Source organism: Stenotrophomonas sp. OVS01A, from assembly GCF_019969775.1.
Lineage (GTDB): Bacteria > Pseudomonadota > Gammaproteobacteria > Xanthomonadales > Xanthomonadaceae > Stenotrophomonas > Stenotrophomonas indicatrix.
On the sequence record NZ_JAHXYV010000003.1, the window covers coordinates 239,340 to 263,958 of the forward strand.

Sequence of the window (24,619 nt, forward strand, 5' to 3'; positions counted from 1 at the left end):
TTCGCAGGCGCGCCCATGGACGTGCGCGTCCGGTGCCGTTCGCAGCACCGGCGGTCGACCTGGAGGCCGAATACCAGTTCTGGCAGGTCTATGACCGCGTAGTCCGCCCCCTGCCCGGAGGCGAGTTCCGCCTGGCCTGGCTGGTGCTGCAGGCCGTGTACCGGGCGCGGGCGCGCTATCCCGCCGACACCCACAAGGCGGCGCTGTCGCGGGTACTGTTCGGTACCAACATGACCGACGCGCGCGCGGCCGAACTGGAAGAGCTCTACGGGCTGGTCAGCCGCAGGCTGGCGGCGGTGGCCGTGCGCACGCTGGCACCCGGCAGCACCGCCTAGCCCGCCTTGCAGGGCATGCAGATCCGTCCCACCCCGCCGGCACCGGCGCGCAGGTCAGGGTCGAAGAACTCTTCCTGGCTGCGGATCTGCCCACAGCGGCTGCAGACTTTCTTCTCCTTCGATTCCAGCCCCTGCACCTGCTCGATCACCTGATCGACCGCTGCCGAGCGGATCTCCGTGCCGGCCACTTCAATCAGGCGATAGAGCCGGTCGGACAGTGTCTGCACCGGGTCGCTGCCGAGGTTGAACCGGTTGATGCGCAGGAAGCGGTAGCCGTAGCTTTCCAGGGTCAGCTGGCGCTCGACGTCGGCCTCCACCAGATAGCGCTCGTGGTTGCCCACATGCACCGGCTTGTCGCGGCGGAAATGGAATTCGAAGCCGTCGTACTCGATCACGATCTGCAGCGCGCCGCGCACGGTCTGCACGGTCACCAGGAAGTCCACCCGCCACGCCGGGTGCTGATAGGTCGGGTCGAGCTGGCGCAGGTAGTCGCCCACCGGGAACTGCGGAATGATCTCGACCGCATCGCCATGGGCAAGCACGAACGGCGTCTGCTGCAGCCACTGCAGTACCTTCGATTCCATCGGGCTGCGCGCATCGGTCTGCGCGGCGTCGGGCGCGGGACGGTCCAGCTGGCTGGCGTAGTAACGCAGCGCATGGCCAATCGCGCCGCGGAACGCATCCACCGGCATCGAATGGACGAACCAGATCGCCTCCTGCGCACGGGAGAAGCCGACATTCAGGCGCTGCACTTTCAGCTTGTCTTCCACCGCATCCACCGCGCCGCTCAGGCTGACCGGGAAGATGTAGTTCAGCGCATCCTGGCCGGCAGTCGCCACCATCGAATAGAAGATCAGCCCGCGTTCCTCACCCTGGCAGGAGTCGACCGTCATCACCTTCAGGCGAAGCCGCTCTTCGAACTCGCGGCCGCGCGGATGGTTGAACAGCGTCTTGGACAACAGCGTCTGCTGCTCGCGGAACGGGGTGATGATGCCGACCGTGGGCGGCGCATCCGTATCCAGCAGTTCCACCAGGCGCTCGGCGATGAAGGCCGCTTCGGCGTCGTTGGTGCTGCGGCTGGTGCGGTGCCCGCTGGCATCGACCTGGCTGAAGCGGATCACTTCCTGCAGCGGCCGGCTGCGGATCTTCAGTGCCTGCAGCTGGTGGTTGTAGAAGGTGGAGGACGAAAACCCGATCAGTTCCGCATAGCTGCGGAAATGCTTGCGCAGCATCACCGAGTACGAGGCCGAGAGCGAGCAGAACTCCAGCACCGAGCGCTTCACATCGAACATGGCCAACCGTTCCAGCACGTCGGCCTGCTGGCTGACGTTGGTGCGGAAGTAGTTGACCAGGTCCGAGCGGTACTTGTCGTTCAGCGCGATGCTGGCGTTGGCGGCCTTGACGTTGGAGAACTGCTTGGAATCGCCCAGTACGACCACCTTGCGCGCGCGCAGCAGCGCCGGCAGCGCCTGCGCCACCGAGACCTGCGAGCCTTCGTCGATCACCAGCACGTCGAACAGGTCCGGTGCCAGCGGCATGTATTCGCCGAACTCGCGGATGCTGGCGATCATCACCGGGAACGACTCGCGCACGCTCTCGAACTTGTCCACCGGGAATTTCTGCCGGTTGGCGATCACGCCCGCCAATGCCCGCGCATCGGCGCGGTGATGATCCATGAAGCTGATCAGGCGCCCATCCACATGGGCATTCATCACCGAGGTGTTCAGGCGCTCCAGCTTGGTCTTGGTGCCCACATAGTCGTACTGCGGCGCGTCGACGAAGGCCTTGCGCGTGGCCATCCAGCCCTGCAGGAAGCGCAGGGTCAGCGCCCACAGTGCGGGATCGTCCTTCGGCTCGGCCAGCAGGGCCTCGACGATGGCCGGATTGAGCCGCGCCAGCAGGGTCATCGCCTGCCGTGCAACCGCCGCACCCGGGCCCGGCGCGGCGCCGTGGGCGATCTGCCGATAGCTGGCCGGCAGCTGCGTGCCCAGGCCTTCGGCCTCCAGCTTCATGCGCAGCGCGTTTGCGCCCTGCACGATGTCCTGCAGGGCGGCTGCATCCTGCTTGAGCAGCAGCGGGCGGGTGGTGCCGAGCTGGTTGAGCTGAAGCTCCAGCCCGCGCACCGCATTGCCGCGCAGCAGATAGCCCAGCAGCGGCATCTTCAGCTGCTGGTACTGCAGCAACAGCGTGCCCAGCAGCCGTATCTTCTCGGCATCCAACGACTCGAACAGCGCCCAGCCGTCAACCGGTCGGTCGGCAAGAAAGGCGGTGGTCACCGCATCGCGGCGGATACGTTCGTCCAGTGAGGCCGGCGTGTAGTCGGTGCTGCCGAACAGGTCGGCAAGATAGGCTTCCAGTGCGTCCGCCTGCGCGGTCACCGCTTCCAGCTCGGATAGCACGTTGGCATCCATCACCGCGTGCACCTGCTGCAGCACCGCGGGGGCGCGCTCGCCCAGCGCCGCTTCCTGCTCGTGCATGGTCTTCACTGCAGCAAGCGATACACGCCCCAGCGTCTGCACGGTGTTGGAGATGGCCTGCCGCAGTGTCTGCGCCGTGTCCTGGCGCTCGCTTTCTAGTGCGGGCTGGTTGGCCTTCATGGCCTTGGCGAAGGCCGAGATCTGGCTGATGGTGCCGGTGGAGGTCAGGCGCTTGAAGTTGGCCGCCTGCTGGCCGAGCCGCAGGATCGGGTTGGGGAAATCGCGATCATGGCGAACCCGGCTCATCGCATCGGACAGCTTGTCGTACACCACGTCCAGCGCTTCGGTCTTGTCCGACAGCACCAGGCAGCTCTTCTTGTTGAAGGCGCAGTCGGCGGCGATGGCGGTGATGGTGTGCGACTTGCCGGTGCCGGGCGGGCCTTCGACCACCACGATCCGCCCCTGCGGCTCGCGCACGGCCAGCAGGATCTTGCGCTGCTCCTCGTTCAACGGAATGGGCGAATCGAACACCATGCGCTCCACCAGCGGCAGCGCATCCCAGGCCGATTCCACCCGTTCCCCGATGGGTTCGGGGTTGCGCATCAGCACGCCTTCCACCATGCCGTGGAACAGATCCACCAGCTTCGACCCACCATTGCGGGCCTGGTCGATGATCTCCTCGAAATCATTCAGCAGCGCCTCGTCCGCGCGCTCGAACGCAGCCAGGTGCAGGGCAGGCGACAGCGCCACGGTGGCGGTGGACGCCTCGCTGGCAGACGAGGAAAGCGAGACTTCGCCGCCCAGATCCACCGCGTTGGCCACCTGCCGGAACAGCGACGCCGCCACTTCGAACAAGCTCTGCGCCGGGTCGAGGTACTGGATGCGCTCCTGGATCGGCGACACCCACTCGCGGGCCATGCCTACGGCCAGTTCCTGCAGCACGAAGTCGATCGCGCGGCGGTTGGCGAACAGCCGGTTGCTGAGGGTCAGGGTGTAGCCCGACCCATCCTTGGCCCGCACCACGTCCAGCGGCAGGTAGAACACCGGGTACTGCACGCCCGCGTACTTGAGCGTGCCCACGTAGAGATACAGCTGCAGGCCATCGCCGGTGGCGACATAGGTTTCCAGGTCGCGGAACTCATGGAAGGCGTCGGCCGCCACGAAGTTCTCGAAGAAGGCCATCAGCGCGCTGATCGTGCCGTCGCGCGTCAGCTGATGCTCGCAGGCCTGCTGCAGCGGCAGCTCGTCACCGGTGGCCAGCAAGCGCGCCAGCACCTCCGGCAGGGTCTGGTACAGATCGACAACGGCACGGGTGACCAGGTCCGATTCAGCCGCGTGCAGCGAATCCATCACCCAGTACGCCTGGCCCTGCAGTGGGCCGGCCAGATGCGCGATCAGCGGCCGCACCACCTGCACGCACATCGCATCCACCAGGGTGCCCTGCACCGATTCCACCCAGGCTTCCGGGTCTTCCAGTGCACCGGCCATGCTGGCGCGCGCCTTGTCCAGCACGGCCACGCGCACCGTGGCGATGGCGGTCTCGGTGATGGCGTTCACTTGTTCTTCGACGATGCGGCGCAGCGTCGCGCTGATCGGCCGGGTATAGCTGCGCGGGCCGATGGTGAACGAAAGCTCCTCGCCGGAGGGCCGGCTGAGCAGCTTCCACAGCTCCTTGTCCAACGCCGGATACGGCGCGGTGCGCATGCCCGCGCGGAAGCCGGAATCGCTGGTAAGCACGATGCGGCGCCGCGGTGCCTGCGCACGCTTGAAATCCGATTCAAGGAAATCGCGGAAGTACTGCGAGATCCGCACCGCGATTTCGCGCATCTTCGTTTCACCCAGAGGCCCGCCGCCGCCGGTTGCCGCAGGTGTCAGCGGGGTGGACGCATCGGAGGTCGGCAGGTGCGGCGGCTGGGGAGTGCTCATGTATGGCTGGGCGGGCACCTGGCAAGACAGGCTCCGCTAGGGACTGGGCCCTGCATGGTCGCACGCGTCGCCCACGGCGGGGAGGGGGCCGGTGCCCTCCAGTACCGACGGCAGGATCATGTGCGACGTCAGCGATCGCCAGAACAGCGACTCGTCGTAGCTGTCGAAGTCGGTCCGGACCAGAATCGGCGACGGCAGACCCTGCGCGCGCAGGCGCAGGCGGATACTGGCGACTTCCTCGCTCAGCCCCATGCCGAACAGCACCAGCTGCACCTTCGCATCGCGCAGCACGAACGATTCCTGCAGGCGCGTACCGAGGCCGGCCGCCAGGAACGTTCCCACCAGGTCGTAGTTGCGCCACTCCAGCACCGACAGGCCGCCGTCCACGCTGTAGATCGATTCCATGCGGATCAGGCCGCGCCGTCCTATCGTCCGTGATATCCGCTGACGGGCGGCCTCCTGCCCGCCCATGATGAGCATCCTGAGCAAACCGCGTCTCCTTGTGTATGGGCTCGCGGAAATGGTCAGGGCGCAGGTGGCATGGCAGATATCAGATGAATCTGATTCCTTCGTGCATGCAACAGAGTGCTATGCACCTGGCTTGCCCCGGTCCAGCTGCCGGTAGCCAATGGCCTCGGCCAGGTGCGCGGTCTGGATGGTCTCGCTTTCGGTCAGATCGGCAATGGTGCGTGCCACGCGTAGGATGCGATGCATCGCCCGCGCCGACAGCTGAAGGCGCTCGATGGCCTGCTCCAGCAGGTCCTGGTCCGCTTCGCTCAAGCGCGTGCACGCACGCAGCGCAGCAGGCGGCAGGTGCGCGTTGAGGCCACCGCGCGACTGCTGCCGCGCATGTGCCGCTTCCACCCGCGAACGCACGCTGGCGCTGGGCTCACCCAGCGGCGTGCTCTCGCGCAGCTCCACCGCATCCATGCGGCTCACGTTGATGTGCAGGTCGATGCGGTCCAGCAACGGGCCCGATACCCGCGCGCGGTAGCGGGTGATGCGCTCGTCGCTGCACAGGCAACGGTTGCTGCGGTCGCCGGCCCAGCCACAGGGACACGGGTTCATCGCCGCCACCAGTTGGAAGCGTGCCGGGTAGACCACGCTGCGCGCTGCGCGGGAGATGCGGATGTGGCCCGACTCCAGTGGCTCGCGCAGGGTTTCCAGCGCACTGCGGTTCCACTCCGGCAGTTCATCCAGGAACAGCACGCCGTGGTGCGCCAGCGAGATTTCGCCGGGGCAGGGTGGATTACCGCCCCCCACCAAAGCCGCAGCGCTCGCACTGTGGTGCGGCGCGCGGAACGGCCGCTGTCGCCAACGCTTCGGGTCCAGCCCTTCGCCGCTGACCGAGGTGATGGCCGCCAACTGCAGGGCATCGATCTCTTCGGAATCCGGCAACAGGCTGGGCAGGCGCGAGGCCAGCAGGGTCTTGCCGCAGCCGGGGCTGCCGATCAGCAACAGATGATGGCCACCGGCGGCGGCCACCTCCAACGCTCGGCGTGCGAGCGCCTGCCCGCGTACGTCGGCCAGATCCGGCAATGGTAGCGGTGTGGTGTCCACGCGTTCCACCTGTGGCAGCAGGCGTGGATTGCCAAGCCCGGCGCAGCATTCCAGCAGGGTACGTGCAACGCGCACATCGGCGTGCTGGGCGAGGGCGGCTTCGGCAGCGTTGCCTGGCGGCACGATCAGGATTCGCCCCGCTTCGGCGGCGGCAATGGCGGCGGGCAGCGCACCGGACACCGGGCGCAGCTCACCGGTCAAGCCCAGCTCGCCAAGGAATTCATACTGCAGCAGCGACTGCGGATCGACCTGGCCACTGGCAGCGAGGATGCCCAAGGCAATCGCCAGGTCATACCGGCCTCCTTCCTTGGGCAGGTCGGCGGGCGCGAGGTTCAAGGTGATGCGCCGCTGCGGAAAGTCGAAGCGCGCACAGAGCATGGCGGCACGCACGCGCTCGCGCGACTCGCGCACGCTGGTCTCGGCCAGGCCGACGATCTGGGTGACGGGCAGGCCACCAGAGAGATGTACTTCGATGCGCACCAGCGGGGCGTCGACCCCGGCGCGCGCACGGCTGTGGACCAGCGCCAGGCTCATGTGTGGTTTCCTGCGGAGGGGCGCTTGATGGTGCGGCGGTGGTGCGCCGATCACCATCGGAGTACTCCGGCGGGGTATATAGGATTTGTCCGGCCAGCCACTACGTGTGGTTCAGTCGTCGGGACGACGTCAGATATGGCGTTCGGCAGACCTCATCAACTCAACAATGTTGTCGAGGAGGGAGATCGGAAGGTTGCGCGATGCCGTCAACATGTGGGCTTCCATTTGCAGGCGCATACCTTCTGGCTTCCCACCGTCGGCGATGGTGTCCCCCGTAATCAGCCAAGATACGCTCACGCACGTGACCCTGCTCAGCGCATGCAGATGGTCGATGGACGGCACGAAGCCTAGTTCGCGTTCCCAGTGGCCCACCGTCGCCCGGTTTACGTTCAGGGCTTTGGCGAGATCGGTTTGAGATAGCCCGTTGCTGATACGCGCAACGCGGATCCGGGCGGACAGTGAATCAGTGCGGAACTCCATGAATACTCCCCTTCCTATGCTGCCTTGCACAGGGTGTGCGGGGAAGTGTGTGAGCGCCAATACAGATCGTCAATTCTGTAGCAGTTCTACATATGTCGGTTCTCGCATGAATCTCTTCTTGAATGCGCTGAGGAGGCTGCTTCTGACACGTGGCGATGCGGGATGAACGCCGCGTCCTCCCTATCCTTGGCCAAGACGTTAGCGACAGTGACGTCCTTTCAGGGCCAACACGCAAGTGCAAATGCAAGCACTCGCCCCGTGATGGTTGCCCTCTGCACGTAGTGAAAGCTGGGGCGCAACCGCCCAAGCGCGGCGGAAGCTGTGCGCGGCACAGCAGCGAGGTTGCAGCTGGATGCCGGCGGGCCGTTGAATCAAGTTGAGCCACAACGCTGATCACGTTCGCAGCTCAGAAGATCAAATGCCCACCATTACATGGAGTAAAGAAAAATGACCCAACGCACTGCTGTGAAGACTCTCTCGTCCCTCACGCTGATCATTGCGGGTGTCGCGGCCGCAGGTTCGGCTTCTGCTGCTGCATCGAACGGAACTTTCGCCAATGACATTGCGGCGTCGACGTCCATCCAGGCGGATATGCAGTCTCTGAGCATCAGTGAGTTCAGAGACGAAAAATCTGCGCTTCTCGCAGATGGGCACCATCACTCCGATTCTTTCGGATCCCATCACCATCATGACACGGCGAGCAAGCAGATGGCATTTGCCTCGCGCATCGCCGCGGATTCCCGATTCGACGTCTGAAGAGAGAGGGGCGGGAATCTCTCCGCCCCTTGCACGTGAATCACTGTCATGCAGAGCCTATGGAGGCCGGAGGTGGTTTTTTATATTGGGCCTCAAAGTGGATTTGAAGGGTGGATAAGAGCGGCCAGGAGCAAGTGGCGAGGACGGCGATCACCACATGGAGTAGGAGAATGAGTTCGATGGCCCAGGCGCAGCCGCCAGATGTAAAGAACCCGATCTGCCTGATGGAAATCGCAGATACAACAGAAAGCATGGAGCCGGTCGTCGAGGGCATCCTCTGGTCAAGACTCCGCAGGATGAGAGCGCGACTTCAGGAAGTGCTTGCCGACCAGCAGTACGGGGCCATGGCTCGTGCCATGCACCAGATGTACCAGTCAATCAGTGCCGATCGCCAGGCTCGCGTACTGCTGAGTTCCGAGTTCTGCGAGCAGTATCTGTGCCTGGAGTCCGCGCGGAAGGGCAGGCTGGAGGCCGGAGCCGACGAGCAGGAGAGGGCAGAGGAACAGGCCCGCGCGCTTGGCGCGCTGCACGACATCATCGCTCGGGAGAAGTCGATCGCCGAACTGGCACAGGGACGGACCGGCAGGTACCTGAGGGAGGCGCGGCAGTGGCAGCTCTACAGTCCGGTTGGAGACTGCGTTGCGGAAAAGGATGCCACGGGCGTGTGGACCCTTCGGCAGTTGCCGAAGCTGGGTGACTGTATCGCGTTGGATCTTGAGAGCCCACCGGCGCGGCACCATGAGCCACGCTCTGGAGTGCTGAGCCAACCGTGCCTGCCGCTGACCGATGCGGAGCGTGAGCATGTCTCGCGAAAGCTGGCAGAGGCGCTGGCGGCGATTGATCGGTCAGAACCCATGTACGGCCTTCTCATCCGCAACTTCGTCCGGCGGATCACCGTACGCAAGTCGGCAGAAGTCACGTCCGACGAAGCCGGCCGCTACGGCTCCGAGCATGTGCCGAGGCAGCCGGGTTCCATTCGGCTGCTGAACACGCATAACCCTGAGCTTCTGGTTGAGGCGTGCATGGAGAGCATCATGCATGAAAGCACGCACAACTATCTGGCCGCGTGGGAGCTTGCCAACGGGTTCTTCGTTGCCAATGACTACCAGCACCGTGTCGTGTCTCCGTGGTCCGGCAATCCCATTCCCAACTCCTCCTACATCCACGCGGTCTTCGTCTATTACGTGTGTCATCGCCTGCTCAAGCGTCATCTTGAGATCTCTCCGGGCCTGGGTGAAGCCGCCAAGCGCCACGTCCAGCGCAGGTTGGCCGTCTGCGCCGCCGGCTTCCTGATCGAGCAGGATCTGAGCGGTCGGTTGATGACCAAGGACGCCATCAATGGCGAGGTCGGGCAGATGATCGATCAGATGCAGGCCGAGATGAAGCGTCAGTATCGCTACGGGGAGTGGCAGCAATGAGCAGAACGGTCGTCATCCATGCGGATCACCTTGACCCGGTCGCCCTGCGGGCCATGGCTACGGGTGTCCCTGCCATGCACATTGATGAACTGATCCCGGTAATGGAACGCCAACCCTGGCCCGAAGTACTCCGCTTGAGCCCAGGTGCGCATCTCGAGCATCTGTTCCGCGGAGCCAATGTGGTGAACCGGGTCTTCTCACTGGCAGGAACGCAGATCGAACAGTTTCTGGCCGAGCGCGGAGTGGACGCCCGCTGGTTCCATATCCGCCTGCAGCCGCTTCTGGCGCTGGGGGTGAGCCTCTGTCACGACACGGGCACGCGCGGTGTGTCCCGGTGCCTGGCTCCGTTGAACGTGCAGTGGTTTGAACTCGAACGCGCTCTTCCAGACGCGAACACGCCTGACTTCGCCTACAGTTTTGGCTACGAAGAACCAGACCTGTCCCGCATCGAAGACCCCATGCAGAAGTCGGTATGGTCACTTTTTGACTGGCGGCAGGAACGGCAGCTTGATGATGAAGAGCGCCGCAGACACCAGTTCCACGTTTCCAGGCCGAAGGGCGTCCCTGTGGTTGCGTGGTTCCTTGGGCGGGACTACAACGGAATCCACTTTCCCCGTGAACGCGTTGAGGTCGATGGTGGTGTGTGCGAGCAGCTGACGCGAGCGGCCGCACAGGCCTTCCGATCCGAAGCGGGAGAGATGCTCCTGTACGTGACGGACGAGGCGGTCACCTTCCATGCATTCTCGCCTTACCTTCGTTCCGTCGCCGCCGACGCGGCAGTGCAGGATGCGTTGGATGCGTGGTTGCTTGCCGGCAACGCCGGAGGTGTGAATGCTGCTTGAGAAGCTGAGCTCGCTGCGCGAGTCCATGGGCTGGGTCTACGGAAGCGAGGATCTGTGCGTACTGCTGTACAGCCTGGTCAAGCGGATGCGCCCACGCATCGTGGTTGAACTGGGTACCGGCTTTGGCGTCACTGCAGCCTGGATGGCCGGTGCGCTGCGGGAGAACGGCAGCGGTGTCATTCACACCTACGACAATGGCTCGCACTTCTCCAGCGAGCCAGGCATCAGGTTTGTGGACGGCCTGCAGGGGCCGCTTGCCGATTCACTGCGGGAGATGGGGCAGGACTATCCCGCTTTCCTGCAGCACGTATTCCAGTGGGCCGGGGTCGAGAATCACGTTGTCGCCAACTGGCAGGAGATCGGCTTTGCCGAGATTGCCCAGGCCCCCGCCTTTGACGGCGGAATAGACATGGTCTTCTCCGACTTCAATCACTCCCAGGACAGCATCCAGGCCTTGCTGGCGGCGTTTCTGCCGCGCATGGCGGAAAGCGCCTCGATCTTCATCGACAGTGCCTCTACCCAGCGGCTTGGTTACCTGACCCTGGAGGCCGTTGTGGACGCCCTGAATCAGAATAAGATACCCAGGGCGTTCATCAAGGATCGCAGCGAGCAGGACATTGACGCGCTGCTGCGTATGGTCCAACGCTCGCGCTTCCGGCTGATGCATCTGCTGGAAGCCTGCGATAGGGCGCAGAACAGCACGGCGTGGATCTCGATTGAACCGGTGGACGTGATTCCGACTGCGGCCACCTTCCTGCATTAGAGAGATGTATATGTTCGGCTATTACTTTGCGCTGGCCCGCACCAGGCTTATGGAAACCAAGGGGATGAGCGCAGCGCTGATCCTGGCGCTGGGGTTGGGCATCGGCGCAAGCATGACAATGCTGACTGTCGTGCGGACAATGACGTGGGATCCACTGCCGGGGCGGAGCGAGCATCTCTATCACCCCTTCATTGACGCGCTTCCCACGTCCTACGACGTCAGGCCGGGCATGGACCCGCGCGTGGCTCTCACCTGGATGGATGCGCAGAACCTGCTTCGGCAGGCCCCCGCCTCCCATCAGACCGCGCTGGCGTCTGCCCGTCTGCTGGTGGATGCGCAGCGCAGCGTGCAGATTCCATTCTTCACGCAGGGGCAGTATGTCACTGCAGATGCGTTCGCCATGTTCGGCATTCCCATGGCGCAGGGCAGGGCCTGGACGCGTGAAGATGATGCTGCCCACGCCCGGGTTGTCGTGCTGGGCCAGGATCTGGCTGCTCGTCTGGGCAGTGAAGGCCTGGTGGGAGCCACCGTCCGGCTTGGCGGCCAAGCATTCAGGGTGGTCGGTGTCGCCGGTCCGTGGAGCCCGCGCCCCCGGTTCTATACGGACCTTCAGCAGGATGTCTTCAAGGGGCGCGAAGACTTCTTCATCCCGATTGGTGTTGCAGCGGAAATGCAGATGGCGGTGTCCAGCAGCGTCTTCTCATGGAGCAGTGACAAGCCCCTCAATCGCCTGCAGGACGCCCGCACATCATGGGTCCAGTTCTGGGCCGAGTTGCCTGACGCGGCCAGTGTCGAGCAGTACGAGCGCTTCCTGGGCAACTACGCACGTACACAGCACCAGGCGGGAAGGTTTGACAGGACAACTGCACCGCGGATGGTGTCCCTGAAGGACTTCCTGGTCGAGCATCGCATCATCCCCAACGAGGTGAAGCTGCAGCTGGCGCTGTGCCTGGGGTTCCTGATCGTTTGCCTGCTGAACATGAGTGCCTTGATCTTCGCCCGCTTCATCCGCCGGTCCCATGAAATATCGGTCCGTCGGGCGCTGGGTGCGCGTCGGCAGGACGTCATCTATCAGCTCTGCACTGAAGCACTGATCATCGGCGGCTTGGGCGGGGCGGTAGGGTTGATCGTTGCAGAGGCCGGCCTCTACCTTGTGCGGATGCAGCCGGAAGACTACGCCTCGTTGGCCAACATGGATCTGAGCATGGCCGCCCTCACCGTGGGCCTGGCGTGTGTCTCCAGTGTCATCGCTGCGTTCTTCCCTGCGCTGCGCGCTACCTCAGGCCGTCTGGCCATGCAGATCAAGGCGTCAGAATGAGCATTGCAGAAGTCCCCCTTATCGTCCGTGCGCTCACCCGCAACCGCGTCATCGCGTCCATTCTCCTGGTGCAGGTGCTGGTTGCCACGGCGTGCGTGACGAACCTTGCGTTTCTGCTGTCCGAGCGGCTGGGAACCCTCACCTACAAGACGGGCCTGGAAGAGGCGAACCTGGGCGTCATCGAGACAGAGTACCTGGGGCCTGCAGCAGCCAACCCTGCAGCCTCGATCAGGACCGACCTGGAGGCCATCCGGCAACAGCCAGGCGTCGAACAGGTAGTCGCAGCAGAGTCGCTTCCCCTCTCCCAGCGCAGCTGGTCGGTGGGATTCACCAACAAGGTGCTTGAAGGAAATGATATCTCCGGCATCGTAGAGGCCGAACCGACTGTCTACACGGCATCTTCGCCAGCAGTCCAGGTGTTGGGCCTGACCCTTGTTGCCGGCCGTGACCTGTCTGCGGGAGCGTTCGTGCCGATGGAGGCCAGCGCCGACTATGCCGGGCTCTACAAGGCAAGCGAGGCCGTTGTCTCGCAGGCACTGGCAGACAAGCTGTTTCCGGAGGGCGGCGCAGTCGGCAAGTTCCTGTATGCCGATGCGCAGCACCCCATCCAGGTGGTCGGCATCGTCAAGACGCTTTCCCGGCCTGTTCTGAAGACCGATGCAGACAATGACATGTCACTCATCCTGCCGCTGATTCCGGACGGGCCTCGCGTGATGTTCGCCATCCGTGCCGCGGATGGGCGAGTGGCGGATGTGATTGCGTCCAGTGAGGCGACCTTGTCGCAGCGCGACGCAAACCGCACCATCGCCCGCAGCACCTCGTTCCGGGAACTGCGCGCCGACTACTTCCGCCACGATCAGACCATGGCGATCATGTTCCTGAGCTCCGGGTTGGCGCTGTTGGTGGTAACGGCTACGGGCGTGTACGGACTGGCCAGCTTCTGGGTTCGCAAGCGGTATCGTCAGATCGGTATCCGGCGCGCATTGGGCGCCCGGAAATCCGACATCCTCCGGTACTTCCTGGTGGAGAACCTGATTCTCACCGCCACCGGGTCTGTTGTCGGCACCGTACTGGCCATCGGCCTGAACATGGCCGTGGCCCGGTACTACGAGGTGGCCAGGATCGAGGCGCCATTTCTCGCCATTGGCGTACTGACCGTGCTTCTGTTGGGCCAGGCCGCAGCATTTGTTCCGGCCCGACGAGCAGCCAAAGAGGCCCCGGTGGCGATCCTGCGTAGCGCCTGACCCGGACGGGTCTGTCATCCGGCCAGTGCTCGCGCCAAAGCACCGTTCCTTACGGCTACGCGATGGCGACTCGGAGGCGCTGCGATGGACAAGGCGTGTAACACGGCAGTGGAGGAAAGGAGTAACCGGCAATGCGATGCATTCGGATACCAACCATCCTCTCGCTCATCCTGGGCCTGCTGGGGTGCAGGGACGAGGTGGAGAGTTCAACGTATCCCATGGGTCAGACCGGAAAGACCTGCACTGCCTACAAGGGCTTTGATCGCCACCCCCCTGAAGGGGCTGTTGCCGAGCTTTCCAGACGGGGGTTGGATAGTCGCAGGTTGATTCATAAAACAGTCTGCGGTTCGATCACCAGCTGGGGGATCCTTCCTGTGGGGGCGTCGATCAATCGGATACCTCCGCCAGATGTGTATGTAAGCGTCCGGCTGAGGGAAGACGGCTCCGTTTCCGTCAGTACGGACCGCCCATGATGTCGGCGCTGCCCCTGATGCTCGAGCATCGGGCCAGCGTCACTGGGCGGTAGGATTGCTACGTGGGGCGCTGGGTTCGTCCAGTACCCGGAGAGGTCAGCCTCTGGCCGGACGCGAATCTGATCAATGACGGCGTCGCAATTCGTTTAATGCGACGGAGCCCAATCTGATGGTCTGCGGAGGGTGGACAGAGAACGCACGATGGTGCGACGGGCACTCTGCGGGCTGCGATCGGGAGTCGTTGGCGGAGCGGCTAGAGGGGATTACGACCAACGGCGGCCCGCGGTCCCCAACAAACAACGCTACTCATCAGGCACGTACTCATTGAAGCGCCCAAACAGCGCTTCGTTCCACGATGTTCCTGCACTCTCCACTAGCAACTCGCCCTCGTTCTGGTGGTAGTCCCACCATCGCTCGAAACTGAGACGCAGGCGTTCGATATCCGGCGCCCGCGTAAGTGCATCTGCGGGCATCCGGTTCAGCACGTGTGACGGGGCGTTTTCCACATCTATCACCAGATGGTGAGCCACACACGTGGTTGGTGGGTCTCACAATGGATGGAGTGGCCAAGACAAGTACTTCCATTGCATGGCAAACTGCCAAGCCGCACAGAAGGGCATGGGCGGATCTGCTGCTTCTCAGTGCATAAGCGACGGGCGCGAGTGGTTCGATCAGAACATCAAGGGCGACTCTGCCGCTGACTCCGCTGCGGATCAATTGGCAAATCGCCTTGGACGATCATCTGGACGAATAGCCTTGCTGGGAGTTGCTCGCAGATCTGCGGGAGCTATCGTCCCGGTGGAAACTTCCCCTACTGATGACTTGCATGCCTCCAATGAACACTCGCAAGCTCTTCCTGATGGTCACGCTGGCACTCGCACTTTCTGGCTGTTCGGAAGTTGCAAGCACTCAATATGCAGACCGAAACCAAGCCGTTTCAAGACAGGCAATCGGTGAATCGAAGTGGTTGCCCGGGTGGTTGCCTGAGGATGCTGTCAACATACAAGAGACGCACGACATGGACACCAATGAGTCGTGGTTGGTCTTTCGTTTAACCAGCGGGATTCTTACCTTGCCTGAAGACTGCACGCTGGCAAGCAGGCCGGAGATGCCGGACGCGCGAGTCATGCGGCGGTTTCCCCAGTTCGCCCGAAGCGCTTGGTCGCGCGCGTCAAATTACGCCGGAAAGTTCTACCTGTGTCCGGAGGGCATTGCTGGTCGCTGGGTCATGCATGATGAAGAGCTGGACCTTGTTTACAGCAGAGTAAAGTTCTGAGACCGATGTCCGGGCGCTCAAGTTCGATCACGAACGGCAACCCTCTTCGTCCGAACTTGGACTCCCTCAACGTAGTCAGGCCGACGTCCCCCCGATTTTGAGTAGCAGGGCGATTTGGAGTTCAAGCTCTAGTTGGACACCGCTGCCCATCAGGGACCGCCCCACTGAAGCGCCCAAACAGCGCTTCGATCCACGATGTTCCTGCACTCTCCACCAGCAACGCGCCCTGGCTCTGGTGGTAGTCCAACCATCGCTCGAAACTGAGGCGCAGGCGCTCGATATCCGGTGCCCGCGTAAGTGCATCGGCGGGCACCCGGATCAGCACGCGTGAGGGGGCGTTCTCCACGTCCATCACCAGAACGCCCTTGCATCGGATCTCGAAGGACGTCACCCCGGCATAGCGCGTGTGCAGTTCAAAGCCCTCATCTGCTTTGGCGGTCACGAAGCCGAGTGCATCACTGTGCAGCAGCCGGTAGTCGACTGGCTGCTGCTTCTGGTAGGCCCACACCTGATCGCCCGCTGGCTCGGGCCACTCCGCCCATACCGCGCCGATCACCGCGATGCACACCGCCGCCGCGGCAAGGCCGTGTTTCTTCATTCATCACCCCGCACAAAGACAGAACGTCACGCCCACAAGCGTGCCCTCAGTCTCTTGGCCGCACCCGTTCGTGGATGAAGGCCGTGAGTGCGATGTCGGCCATCACCAGCCCTTCCATCACCCGGTCGCCCACGTACTGGTCGGGCTCGCCGTTCTGGCGCGTGCGCTCGGCCGCCAGCAGGATCTCCTGCACGACGCGCTGGCCGGTGAGGGCGCAGTCGGCGTCGGACAACGCCATCTGCCGGCTGCGCAGGTGATGGCGCTCGGGCCACGGCTGGCCATCGGCTGCAGCACCAGCGCCAATGCTGTGCAGGATGGCGATGAGGCTGTTGGGGTCCAGCGCAGGGGCGGGCGAGGGCGCTTCCTGGATGGGGCGCGGGGGAGGGGAGTGCGGCTTGGTCATGGCAGGCTCCGTGCAAGCAGGCAGAAGCCGCCACCGATTAAGGTGGCGGACGATGCGTGGCTCGAAAACCGGGCTATTAGGACAACCGGCGGGCGCAAGGCCCCCACGCACCGCCCGCCATAGCCGGCAGACGGATTGCCAGCCGGCACCACGCGTGGTGGTGCCGGCTGACAAGCGTAAACAACTTCCTAATAGCTCGGGTTTTCGACGCCCGGCCACCCGTTGTCGGTGGCTCTACCAGAGTTGCCTGATGTTGTTTGGAATGCCAAGGGGTTGGGGCCAAAGCCGCCAAAGCCCGAGACGTTTTTGGCATTGTCGCATAGCGTGGAAAGTGGCGAGAGCCTTGTGTTACGGGAAGACTGGCACTTCTGGAACGGAGTCGTCAGAACCTTCCGCCAAAGACGCAGAGTGCGGCAAATGCGACAGCATTCGACGAGCGGTTCCTCGTGACACTGGCAATAGAACACGAGTTGCGATGCGGTCAATTGATGGCGCAAGCGCTCCTGGCGTGTTGCGGGCTTCACTTCCAGGCGAAGTGCAGATCACGGCTTCACCCTGCTATCCATGTTTGATATAGGTGGAGTTCCCAAGCTGTGATTGCACGCATGACTCTGACGGACCTACTGGCTTCTGCCGCCTACCGCGACTATCTACTCGCCTTGGACGCGTATCTGAAGAAGCAGCCCTTCAAGCATGAGGCGCCGATCGAGCCGGTCATCGTCCGTGTACACGAGGCGTGGATGGGGCATGCCAATATCAAGGTAGATGCACTTCTTTACTTGATCGGTGCCGAGCGAGTTCAGACGTTCAGCTACATAGCGCAGAAACTAGCCGCCTATTCGGAGGCAGACGGAGGGCCAGACAACCTTGTCAATCTTCCCGCAACGCTGCACATGCCTATCGGCCACCTGATCGAGTATCTCGTGCTTCGCGATGAAGCGGCTGGAATGAAAAGCTACTTGAGAAGGATCCGGGTTCCGGATGCCATTGCTTATGCCGGCGAAGTTGCGGAGATGTTCCGCTCTGCGCGGGCCACCACGGAATAGCACAGGGTGGGCGATTCAAGATCTCGACGAGGAGGGCGCAAGGTTCTTTGGCGCTGGGGGAGCACGAGCTTGGTTTCGATCAGGTCATCTCTGGCACCGAGTCACGCGATCCTTCGCCTCGCGATCCTTCGTCTATCGAGGTTGCAACGCTCCCAAGCTGTTCTTCGATGCTGGCGCCTCGGGTAGCGAGAGAGGTGCATGGTCGCGCGCCCCTTCTGCTATAAGTGACGCAACCGCGCCCAGAGGGCCTTCAATTAGATTGCGGACGCATGGATTTGCACTGGCGCTTGTTCACCAATTGCACATCGCAGCAGGCGGCTCTCAAGGTCGCGGCGCGGATCTTTCAGCAAGCTGGTCTTGGAGTCAGCAATCTCCACGCCGAGCCATATCACAAGGGCGGCTTCATGGTGAGTACTTGCTCGAGTCATGCCGCTCAATCGTGGCCTGAATTTGTGGTTCTTGCCCTGGCCTCGGCTCAGTCCACCGGCCGCGGATGGCTCTTGAGTGGCTCAATTGCAGAGGAGCTGGATGCTTGGTCCAGTCATTCCATGGTTTCCGGCGTTTCGTCTATCCATATTCAGGCGGAAAGGCAGGAGTGACGAATCGCTGGAGAAGATGCCGAGCTACGGCATGGAACAGCTCCGGAGACCAAGGTCGCTAGCCGGTAATCATCTTGCGTTAGCGAGATAAGGCTTGAGCTTGAGAATCGCGCATCGCGTATCCAGCCGGGCCTGACGGAGCTCATAGCCTCGCGGCGGTGTTTCGCGATATGGAGGGCTCTTGCTCTCGCGATTGATGTCCGCTCCTGGCCGGAAGAGGACACTGGGGCAGCTTCCGGCCCAAGCGATGCTAACGTCTACTTTCGACTCACACTAGACCTCCGCCGAAGGGCGTTCTCCGCACCTTGTGGGGGGGGGGCGGCTAGCGCGCTGTGCGGGAACAATAATCCTGTTTTAGCGTAAATTAGATAGGGTTGGCCTATTGCATAGCTTTGAACGATAGCTCTAGGTTTGGATCCCAATGAAATCACGAATCAGGAAACATTCGATGGCACTTGAGGAGCAGGTAGATGAGTTGTACGCAGACATGGATGTGCAGCGCATGCTTTCCTTGGCGGCTACTGCTGCTCCGTTGCGAATTTGTTACCCGCGTGAAGTGAACGTCTCTCGTTTCTTGGCCTGGCTCATGGATCCGAGCGAAGGACACGGCCTTGGTGACCACGCGCTGCGGTCTTTGCTTGTACGAGCTGGGCAGTCAGATCGGGCCGAGCATCTTTCGTATAACGAACGACGTTTCCTGAGTCCTTCCAACGTATATACCCAGTCATTCTCTTCGGTAATTGTCAGTACTGAGGTAGATGTGGGCCTGAAGAAAAAGAAATCGCTTGACATCTTGATTCTTGACCCATCTGCTCGCCTATACGTCGCCATCGAAAACAAATTTGGTTCTAAAGAAGGTGCTGATCAGACAAAGAGCTATCACAACGGGCTCAAGAAGTTGTTTCCAAGATATCGAGGAATTCACATCTATCTCGATAGCAATGAGGCAGTTCCCAAGGATGATGCGTGGCTGGCAGTGGGTTATGACTGGCTGGCGGAGTTCCTCAAGTCGAGTGAGCAGCGCGAATCGACGGCACGGCATGTCCGAGAGACATTGGCCCAGTTTCGGATGATCGTCGAAGAGGAGGATGAAGACTCGGCTGCGCAAAGCCCCCTCGGCACGCTAATTAGCCACGTTGCCGGTAAGCATCGTGACGTACTTGATCAAATGAAGGCTCTGGCCAAGCCTTCCGCGCGTTCTCAGCGCGCCAAAGGGCTAGCGGCAATCGTGAAGGAAGGGCCCGCCAAGAGCCAGGCCAAGGCAAAGATGAGATTGTTCCAGCTGTACTGCACCCGGCCGGCGCTGTGGGAGCAATGCTTCAAACAGACCTTGTTCGGCCCGTTCAGAACGGCGCTTCGTGAGAAGTTCAGTGGCTTGTCAGTTGACCCTCGGCGTGTAGTCACTACCTTCTCTCTAGATGATTGGGATCGGCTGGTTGAAAAGGAAGGAAAGGATGCTTGGTACTACATTGCTGGCGTAAAGGTACGCTGCTCCAACGATAAGTATAGCGTTGTGTGCTATGTGGATTTTTCGGACGTTAAACCGGAAAAGCGTGAGGCACTTCTTTCCTTCGCAAACGAAATGCGTGCGCAGAGCGGAATTCGGGTCGGTAGCGAGAACTACGGATGGTTGGCATTGAAGCGTGTGGGTGGCCTGTCGTCCAAGCAGGCCGTTGACGAGTCCGTAGAGCAACTGCTTGCTCTCAAGCAAGGTCTTGATCGAATTCGATAGCGCTACTAACCTCACCTCATGGTTAAATTCAGGCGTCGTTCGTATAGGTCGAAGCGAAGCCTACTGCGTGCAGTTTTTGCCTGCTGTTCGGCGGTCTTCCATTGACGCCAAGCGATAAGCGCGGCAATTGCGCCCACCGCTAGAGGAACGAGAGTCTGGCCAAGTGCGGTGAAGAGGCGGATCTGCAAGTCTGTTAAACCCGCGACAGTTTCTATGCTCACGAGAATTCACCATTAGTGATTGCGGAACTGATCCCTTCGGGGAGATTTCCAAGGGAATCGCAGCTGGTTGCTGCAATGGTCACGTGACCGGATAGGTTCTTACACCGTCTGAGATCCAGCAAGCCTACTGCACGCTGGCCAGCAGCGTGGTGTTGGCTGTGCTTTGTGGCCGCTTCTGGCCGAGAGCGGACATCGTCCGAAAAGCTGCTGCATTGCTCGTCCGTCAGTCAAAGCAGGAGCCTTCCCCTCCATCAGTTGATGATCTTGCCGCTGCCGGAGGCGACAAATTCCCTCATCTGCCTGATGAAGTCTGCATCGTAGGCTTCCCACTCCGTAATCTCCCCAACAACCCGCAACGGCTCCGCACTCCGATACGACCGCGTCGGATTCCCGGGAAACTTCTTGTTGGTGACATTCGGGTCGTCCTCAAACGACCCGGTCGGCTCCACCACATACACACGCGGTCGCCCCTCGCCCCGGGCCATCTCCGCAGCCAGCCCAGCGCCTTTGGCAATCGTGGTGAAGTAGATGTGGTTCATCACCACACCGTCGCGATAGTTGGAGCGGAAGCCCGCGCTCAGCAGCTCGCCCACCGCGAGGTCAGCGCGGGTGCCGTGGTAGAACGGCCCGGCGACCTGTTCGCAGGTGTCATGCGAAACGGGTGTCCATTCGGTGTCCTGCGCCATCGGCACTGCCCCTGACTGTCCTGCCGGATCGACAGGCCGGCGAGTCTAGGGCGTCGGACGGGCCTTGCGGCAAGGCCCCATCAGGGAAATACTCTGTAAGTGGGAGGCGCGGTGCGCCTCCTTTTTCATTCTGCCTTGCTGCGGCCTTCCAGCTCGCGCACCGCCGTTTCCAGTGCATCCAGCTTCTCGCGGGTCTTCAGCAGCACTGCGCGCTGCACTTCAAACTCTTCGCGGGTCACCAGGTCCAGCTTGGCCAGGCCGGCCTGCAGTGCGCTCTTGAAGGTGGCCTGCAGCTCCTCGCGCGATTCGCGCAGGCCCGGCGGCACCAGGTCGCTGAGGCGACGGGCGAGGTCATCGATTTGGTTCAGGTCGATCATGGGTGCTCCGTGGGGTGGTGGGCCTGCGCATCCGGCGCGGCCACGGCTGTTCGGCCGTAAGGATACTGCCGGCCCCGGCCTGCCGGACAGGCGCTGCGGGTTTCGCACCGGCCGCGTTCAGGCGCTATCCTCCACGCCGGAATACAGGAGATAGACGATGAAGATGGTCATGGCGGTGATCAAGCCGTTCAAGCTCGACGACGTGCGCGAAGCGCTGGCCGAGCGCGGGGTTACCGGGATCACGGTGACGGAAGTGAAGGGCTTCGGTCGCCAGAAGGGCCATACCGAGCTGTACCGTGGCGCCGAGTACGTGGTCGACTTCCTGCCGAAGGTGAAGCTGGAAGTGGCGGTGACCGACGATCAGGTGGAGGTGGTGGTGGAAGCCATCGTGAAAGCGGCGGGCACCGGCAAGATCGGCGATGGCAAGGTGTTCGTTTACGATCTGGGCAGTGTGGTGCGTATTCGTACCGGTGAATTGGACGCGGACGCGTTGTAAGCCGCCGAGAGGGACGGGACCGGCGAGGTTTTGCGTCGCCGGAACGAAGAGCGGTCGAGCAAGCTCGACCCCCACCAGAGCGAAGCGCCTACCGACGCTTGGCCCACTTGTAGAACCGCTTCCAGCCTTGGCGCACAGCCGCCACCCAACCGGGGTCGGCCACCATGGCCGCCTGCGCAGGGCTCGGCGCCTGCCCGGTCACGCGCTGGCGCATCTTCAGCAGGTTCTTCATGTCGCTGCGGCTCAGCTGCCGGCTCAGCGGGTTGCGGCGCAGCCAGCGCGGTACGCGCCAGGCCGAGGTGAAATCCAGCAGTACCGGCACGCCGGCGCTGACCACCACGTTGGTGCCATGCAGGTCGTTGTGGGTGATGCCGGCGGCATGCAGGCGGCTCAGCGCGTGCTGCAGCTGTTCGAACACTTCATTGCCCACGGCCTGCGCGGTGCTCAACGTCTGGCCGGGGATGAATTCCATGCCCAGTGCGAGGCCACCGAGGGTGCCGAGCAGGGCCGGGGCGTGCTTCCAGCCGCCCAGCCGCTCCAGCATGCGTGCCTCGCGGCGCACCATCAGCCGGGCGATCGGCGACACCGGGGTGCCACGGTAGCGGGAGTAGTCCTTCACCACCGCCGGACGGCCGTCCAGGCAGGTGCGGTAGACATCGGGGGCGAGGAAGCGCTCGCCGCGCTTGAGCAGCAGCGGCGCCACGGCGTCATCGCCGCAGGACGGGGAGGGAGTGATGGAAGGGATCATGTGGGGTCTCGGGCGACCCGGTGGGCGGCGCTGAAGCGTCAAGCGAACCGGTACGACGGGGGGAACTGGCTAAACTTTCGTTAAGTCAATTTTAGTACCGGCAAGTTCGCTATTCCACGATTTGTCGGAGAAATGTCGGCGTCGTGGCTGGAACAGTTCGTCGCGCTTTTTCGGACAATTCTGTCTCACTTTTCGAAAAGCAATTTGATTTCAATAGCTTGCAGATGCGTCCGGCAGCGCTCGCGGCGCGGCGCTGCGGCCCACGCACGCTTGGCTTGACCCCGGCGCACGGCCTGCCGACCATAAGCTGTTACACGCGACATCGACGGCCGCACCCACCCGGCACGTCCCCGTCTCCTGCCGCGTTCCCCCACTGATGCCGGCCCTGCGGCCGCATCGCCCTGTTTCCCTGTCCGGCGCGTGCTGGAGGAAAGTGCTTTGATCATCAAAATCGTACTTGCGGCGCTGTTCGTGTCCTGCGTGCTGTACATCCACTTCCGTGGCAAGGTCCGTGCGCGCTGGTCGCGCCAGCTGCTGGACCACTCCAGCTTCATGGCCCCGATCAACGTGGTCATGTACATGTTCTCCAAGGTGCCGACCACGCCGTTCCTGGACCCGGGCAAGGAATTCCCGCAGCTGGAGCCGTTGCGGCAGAACTGGCAGATGATCCGCGACGAGGCACTGGCGCTGCGCGATGCGCAGGCGATCGCTGCCTCCAGCACGTTCAACGATGCCGGCTTCAATTCGTTCTTCCGCCGCGGCTGGAAGCGCTTCTACCTGAAGTGGTACGGCCCCTCGCACCCGTCGGCCAAGGCGATGTGCCCCAAGACCACCGCGCTGCTGGAATCGCTGCCGGACGTGCGCGCGGCGATGTTCGCGCAGCTGCCCTCGGGCAGCGAGCTGCGCCCGCACCGCGACCCGTTCGCCGGTTCGCTGCGCCTGCACCTGGGCCTGGCCACGCCCAACAACGATGCCTGCTACATCGAAGTGGACGGCATCAAGAAGAGCTGGCGTGACGGTGAGTGGATGATGTTCGACGAAACCTACATCCACCATGCGCACAACGAGACGCCCGATGACCGGGTGATCCTGTTCTGCGATATCGCCCGCCCGCTGCGCTTCGGCCTGCCGGGCCTGTTCAACCGCCTGGTGGCGTCCACGCTGCTGGCCGGTGGCGCCTCGCCGAACCTGCCGGGCGACCCGACCGGTGGCGTCAACAAGGCCTTCGGCAGCGTCTACAAGGTGCGGCTGAAGGCCAAGGCGCTGCGCGAGCGCAGCGTGGTGGCCTATCAGGTGATCAAGTGGGGCCTGGTGGTGGCGGTGATCGCCGGTATCTGGGCGCTGTAAGCGGACGGCCGCCGGGCATGGCCCGGCGCTACCGGAAAACGAAAAAACCCGCGCTGTCGCCAGCGCGGGTTTTTGCTTTGGTAGGTGCCAACCTTGGTTGGCACATCCCAACCCCGGTGGGTGCCGACCGTTGGTCGGCACGCCTTACTTCAACGCCGCCTTCACGAACGGCGGGGTCACCAGCACGCCGGTGTGCAGCGCGGCGGTGTAGTACAGGGTGTCGAAGGTCTTGGCGGCCGAATCGGCCTGGCGGAAGTCGAAGCTGCTGTCGCCCTTGCGCGCCAGGGTCACGCTCCACCAGCCGGTGGGGTAGCACGGCTGCGGGAACGGCAGGGTCTTGAACGAGCCGAAGCCGGCCTTGCCCATCTCGGTGCGCATTTCGTTGATCAGCTCCAGCTGCATCAGCGGCGACTCGGACTGCTGCACCAGGATGCCGTCGTCCTTCAGGGCCTTGAAGCAGCTCTCGTAGAACGCCTTGTTGAACAGGCCTTCACCCGGGCCAACCGGATCGGTCGAATCGACGATCACCACGTCCACGCTGCCGGCCGGGCAGTTGGCCATGTAGGCCACGCCGTCGTCGAACATCAGCTCGGCGCGCGGGTCGTCGTTGGAATCGCACAGTTCCGGGAAGTGCTTGCGCGCCATCACCGTCACCTGCTCGTCGATGTCGCACTGGGTCACGCTCTCCACGCCCTTGTGCTTGAGCACTTCGCGCAGGGTGCCGCAGTCGCCGCCGCCGATGATCACCACGCGCTTGGGCGCGGCGTGGGTGAACAGCACCGGGTGGCTGATCATCTCGTGGTAGAAGAAGTTGTCCTTGCTGGTCAGCATGATGGCCCCATCGATGGTCATCAGGTTGCCCCAGTCGGTGGTCTGGAAGATCTCGATCTTCTGGAACGGCGACTGCACTTCGTCCAGCTTGCCGGTGATGCGGTAGCCGATGGCCGAGCCGGTGCGCTCGAAGTGTTCGATGTACCAGTTGCTGTTGTCAGTCATGGGAAAGCATTCCTGTTCGGAGGGGATG

The 24,619-nt window shown here is 62.7% G+C and carries 23 protein-coding genes and 1 pseudogene; 13 read left to right on the forward strand and 11 right to left on the reverse strand.

All coding sequences use genetic code 11. The features are described from left to right. Positions 1-32: 32 nt before the first annotated feature. Positions 33-335 (forward strand): hypothetical protein, encoded by a 303-nt coding sequence (locus LC407_RS13950; protein WP_223483035.1) that lies wholly within the window; start codon positions 33-35, stop codon positions 333-335. Here LC407_RS13950 and LC407_RS13955 read toward each other — a convergent pair. The 4 genes from LC407_RS13955 to LC407_RS13970 form a co-directional block, all read right to left on the reverse strand. Then, positions 332-4,678: an AAA domain-containing protein gene (locus LC407_RS13955; RefSeq protein ID WP_223483036.1), complete on the reverse strand. Its 4,347-nt coding sequence runs from the start codon at positions 4,676-4,678 to the stop codon at positions 332-334. The two genes, LC407_RS13950 and LC407_RS13955, sit on opposite strands and share 4 nt — an antisense overlap. A 36-nt stretch (positions 4,679-4,714) precedes the next feature. After that, positions 4,715-5,083: a hypothetical protein gene (locus LC407_RS13960; RefSeq protein WP_025874544.1), complete on the reverse strand. Its 369-nt coding sequence runs from the start codon at positions 5,081-5,083 to the stop codon at positions 4,715-4,717. A gap of 183 nt (positions 5,084-5,266) precedes the next feature. Then, complete coding sequence (locus tag LC407_RS13965; RefSeq protein ID WP_223483037.1) at positions 5,267-6,772, reverse strand: YifB family Mg chelatase-like AAA ATPase; 1,506 nt, start codon at positions 6,770-6,772, stop codon at positions 5,267-5,269. Between the two features lie 129 nt (positions 6,773-6,901). Continuing rightward, positions 6,902-7,252: a helix-turn-helix transcriptional regulator gene (locus LC407_RS13970; RefSeq protein WP_025874546.1), complete on the reverse strand. Its 351-nt coding sequence runs from the start codon at positions 7,250-7,252 to the stop codon at positions 6,902-6,904. A 447-nt stretch (positions 7,253-7,699) separates the two neighbouring features. On the opposite strand from LC407_RS13970, the gene LC407_RS13975 reads away from it, so the two are divergent. The 6 genes from LC407_RS13975 to LC407_RS14000 all read left to right on the forward strand — a co-directional run bounded on the left by LC407_RS13975 (position 7,700) and on the right by LC407_RS14000 (position 13,593). Further along, positions 7,700-8,008 (forward strand): hypothetical protein, encoded by a 309-nt coding sequence (locus LC407_RS13975; RefSeq protein WP_059065428.1) that lies wholly within the window; start codon positions 7,700-7,702, stop codon positions 8,006-8,008. Between the two features lie 170 nt (positions 8,009-8,178). Next, complete coding sequence (locus LC407_RS13980; protein ID WP_223483038.1) at positions 8,179-9,426, forward strand: hypothetical protein; 1,248 nt, start codon at positions 8,179-8,181, stop codon at positions 9,424-9,426. Then, entirely contained in the window at positions 9,423-10,268 is an 846-nt protein-coding gene (locus LC407_RS13985; protein WP_223483039.1) for a hypothetical protein, read from the forward strand. Before LC407_RS13980 ends, LC407_RS13985 begins: the two co-directional genes overlap by 4 nt. Next, positions 10,258-11,031: a class I SAM-dependent methyltransferase gene (locus LC407_RS13990; RefSeq protein WP_223483040.1), complete on the forward strand. Its 774-nt coding sequence runs from the start codon at positions 10,258-10,260 to the stop codon at positions 11,029-11,031. The genes LC407_RS13985 and LC407_RS13990 overlap by 11 nt, the downstream gene beginning before the upstream one ends. A gap of 4 nt (positions 11,032-11,035) precedes the next feature. Next, positions 11,036-12,349 (forward strand): ABC transporter permease, encoded by a 1,314-nt coding sequence (locus LC407_RS13995; protein WP_223483041.1) that lies wholly within the window; start codon positions 11,036-11,038, stop codon positions 12,347-12,349. Further along, on the forward strand, positions 12,346-13,593 hold the full coding sequence (locus LC407_RS14000; protein WP_223483042.1) for an FtsX-like permease family protein: 1,248 nt from the start codon (positions 12,346-12,348) through the stop codon (positions 13,591-13,593). Before LC407_RS13995 ends, LC407_RS14000 begins: the two co-directional genes overlap by 4 nt. Positions 13,594-14,368: 775 nt before the next feature. Here the strand turns inward: LC407_RS14000 and LC407_RS14005 are convergent. Continuing rightward, a pseudogene (locus LC407_RS14005) lies at positions 14,369-14,584 on the reverse strand (cold-shock protein); the annotation flags it as partial. A 317-nt stretch (positions 14,585-14,901) separates the two neighbouring features. Here LC407_RS14005 and LC407_RS14015 point away from each other — a divergent pair. Next, positions 14,902-15,342 carry a hypothetical protein gene (locus LC407_RS14015; protein ID WP_223483092.1) on the forward strand — a complete coding sequence of 147 codons (441 nt, stop codon included), beginning with the start codon at positions 14,902-14,904 and terminating at the stop codon, positions 15,340-15,342. Between the two features lie 121 nt (positions 15,343-15,463). Here LC407_RS14015 and LC407_RS14020 read toward each other — a convergent pair whose 3' ends face one another. Next, a complete protein-coding gene (locus tag LC407_RS14020; protein WP_223483043.1) occupies positions 15,464-15,940 on the reverse strand; it encodes a cold-shock protein in 477 nt (158 codons plus the stop codon). 46 nt (positions 15,941-15,986) lie between these two features. Beyond that, positions 15,987-16,343, reverse strand: coding sequence for a hypothetical protein (locus LC407_RS14025; protein WP_223483044.1), 357 nt, complete (start codon positions 16,341-16,343; stop codon positions 15,987-15,989). A 605-nt stretch (positions 16,344-16,948) separates the two neighbouring features. On the opposite strand from LC407_RS14025, the gene LC407_RS14030 reads away from it, so the two are divergent. From LC407_RS14030 to LC407_RS14040, 3 genes are all read left to right on the forward strand, one after another. After that, positions 16,949-17,389 (forward strand): hypothetical protein, encoded by a 441-nt coding sequence (locus tag LC407_RS14030; protein ID WP_223483045.1) that lies wholly within the window; start codon positions 16,949-16,951, stop codon positions 17,387-17,389. A 269-nt stretch (positions 17,390-17,658) separates the two neighbouring features. After that, on the forward strand, positions 17,659-17,988 hold the full coding sequence (locus LC407_RS14035; RefSeq protein ID WP_223483046.1) for a hypothetical protein: 330 nt from the start codon (positions 17,659-17,661) through the stop codon (positions 17,986-17,988). Positions 17,989-18,436: 448 nt separating this feature from the next. Beyond that, positions 18,437-19,720, forward strand: a complete 1,284-nt coding sequence (locus LC407_RS14040) for a PD-(D/E)XK nuclease family protein (protein ID WP_223483047.1) — start codon at positions 18,437-18,439, stop codon at positions 19,718-19,720. Positions 19,721-20,192: 472 nt separating this feature from the next. Here the strand turns inward: LC407_RS14040 and arr are convergent, their stop codons facing one another. Continuing rightward, positions 20,193-20,627, reverse strand: a complete 435-nt coding sequence (arr, locus tag LC407_RS14045) for an NAD(+)--rifampin ADP-ribosyltransferase (RefSeq protein WP_223483048.1) — start codon at positions 20,625-20,627, stop codon at positions 20,193-20,195. Positions 20,628-20,752: 125 nt separating this feature from the next. Continuing rightward, complete coding sequence (locus tag LC407_RS14050) at positions 20,753-21,004, reverse strand: accessory factor UbiK family protein (RefSeq protein WP_089237467.1); 252 nt, start codon at positions 21,002-21,004, stop codon at positions 20,753-20,755. Positions 21,005-21,161: 157 nt separating this feature from the next. Here LC407_RS14050 and LC407_RS14055 point away from each other — a divergent pair, with 157 nt between their 5' ends. After that, positions 21,162-21,500, forward strand: coding sequence for a P-II family nitrogen regulator (locus tag LC407_RS14055; RefSeq protein ID WP_032977217.1), 339 nt, complete (start codon positions 21,162-21,164; stop codon positions 21,498-21,500). Positions 21,501-21,588: 88 nt separating this feature from the next. On the opposite strand, the gene LC407_RS14060 is transcribed toward LC407_RS14055, so the two are convergent. Beyond that, positions 21,589-22,248 (reverse strand): RIO1 family regulatory kinase/ATPase, encoded by a 660-nt coding sequence (locus tag LC407_RS14060; protein WP_032951715.1) that lies wholly within the window; start codon positions 22,246-22,248, stop codon positions 21,589-21,591. Positions 22,249-22,689: 441 nt separating this feature from the next. Between LC407_RS14060 and LC407_RS14065 the strand changes: the two genes are divergently transcribed. Then, positions 22,690-23,595 carry an aspartyl/asparaginyl beta-hydroxylase domain-containing protein gene (locus LC407_RS14065; protein ID WP_049465655.1) on the forward strand — a complete coding sequence of 302 codons (906 nt, stop codon included), beginning with the start codon at positions 22,690-22,692 and terminating at the stop codon, positions 23,593-23,595. Positions 23,596-23,739: 144 nt separating this feature from the next. Here the strand turns inward: LC407_RS14065 and speE are convergent, their stop codons facing one another. After that, positions 23,740-24,591, reverse strand: coding sequence for a polyamine aminopropyltransferase (speE, locus tag LC407_RS14070; protein ID WP_025874562.1), 852 nt, complete (start codon positions 24,589-24,591; stop codon positions 23,740-23,742). Between the last annotated feature and the right edge of the window lie 28 nt (positions 24,592-24,619).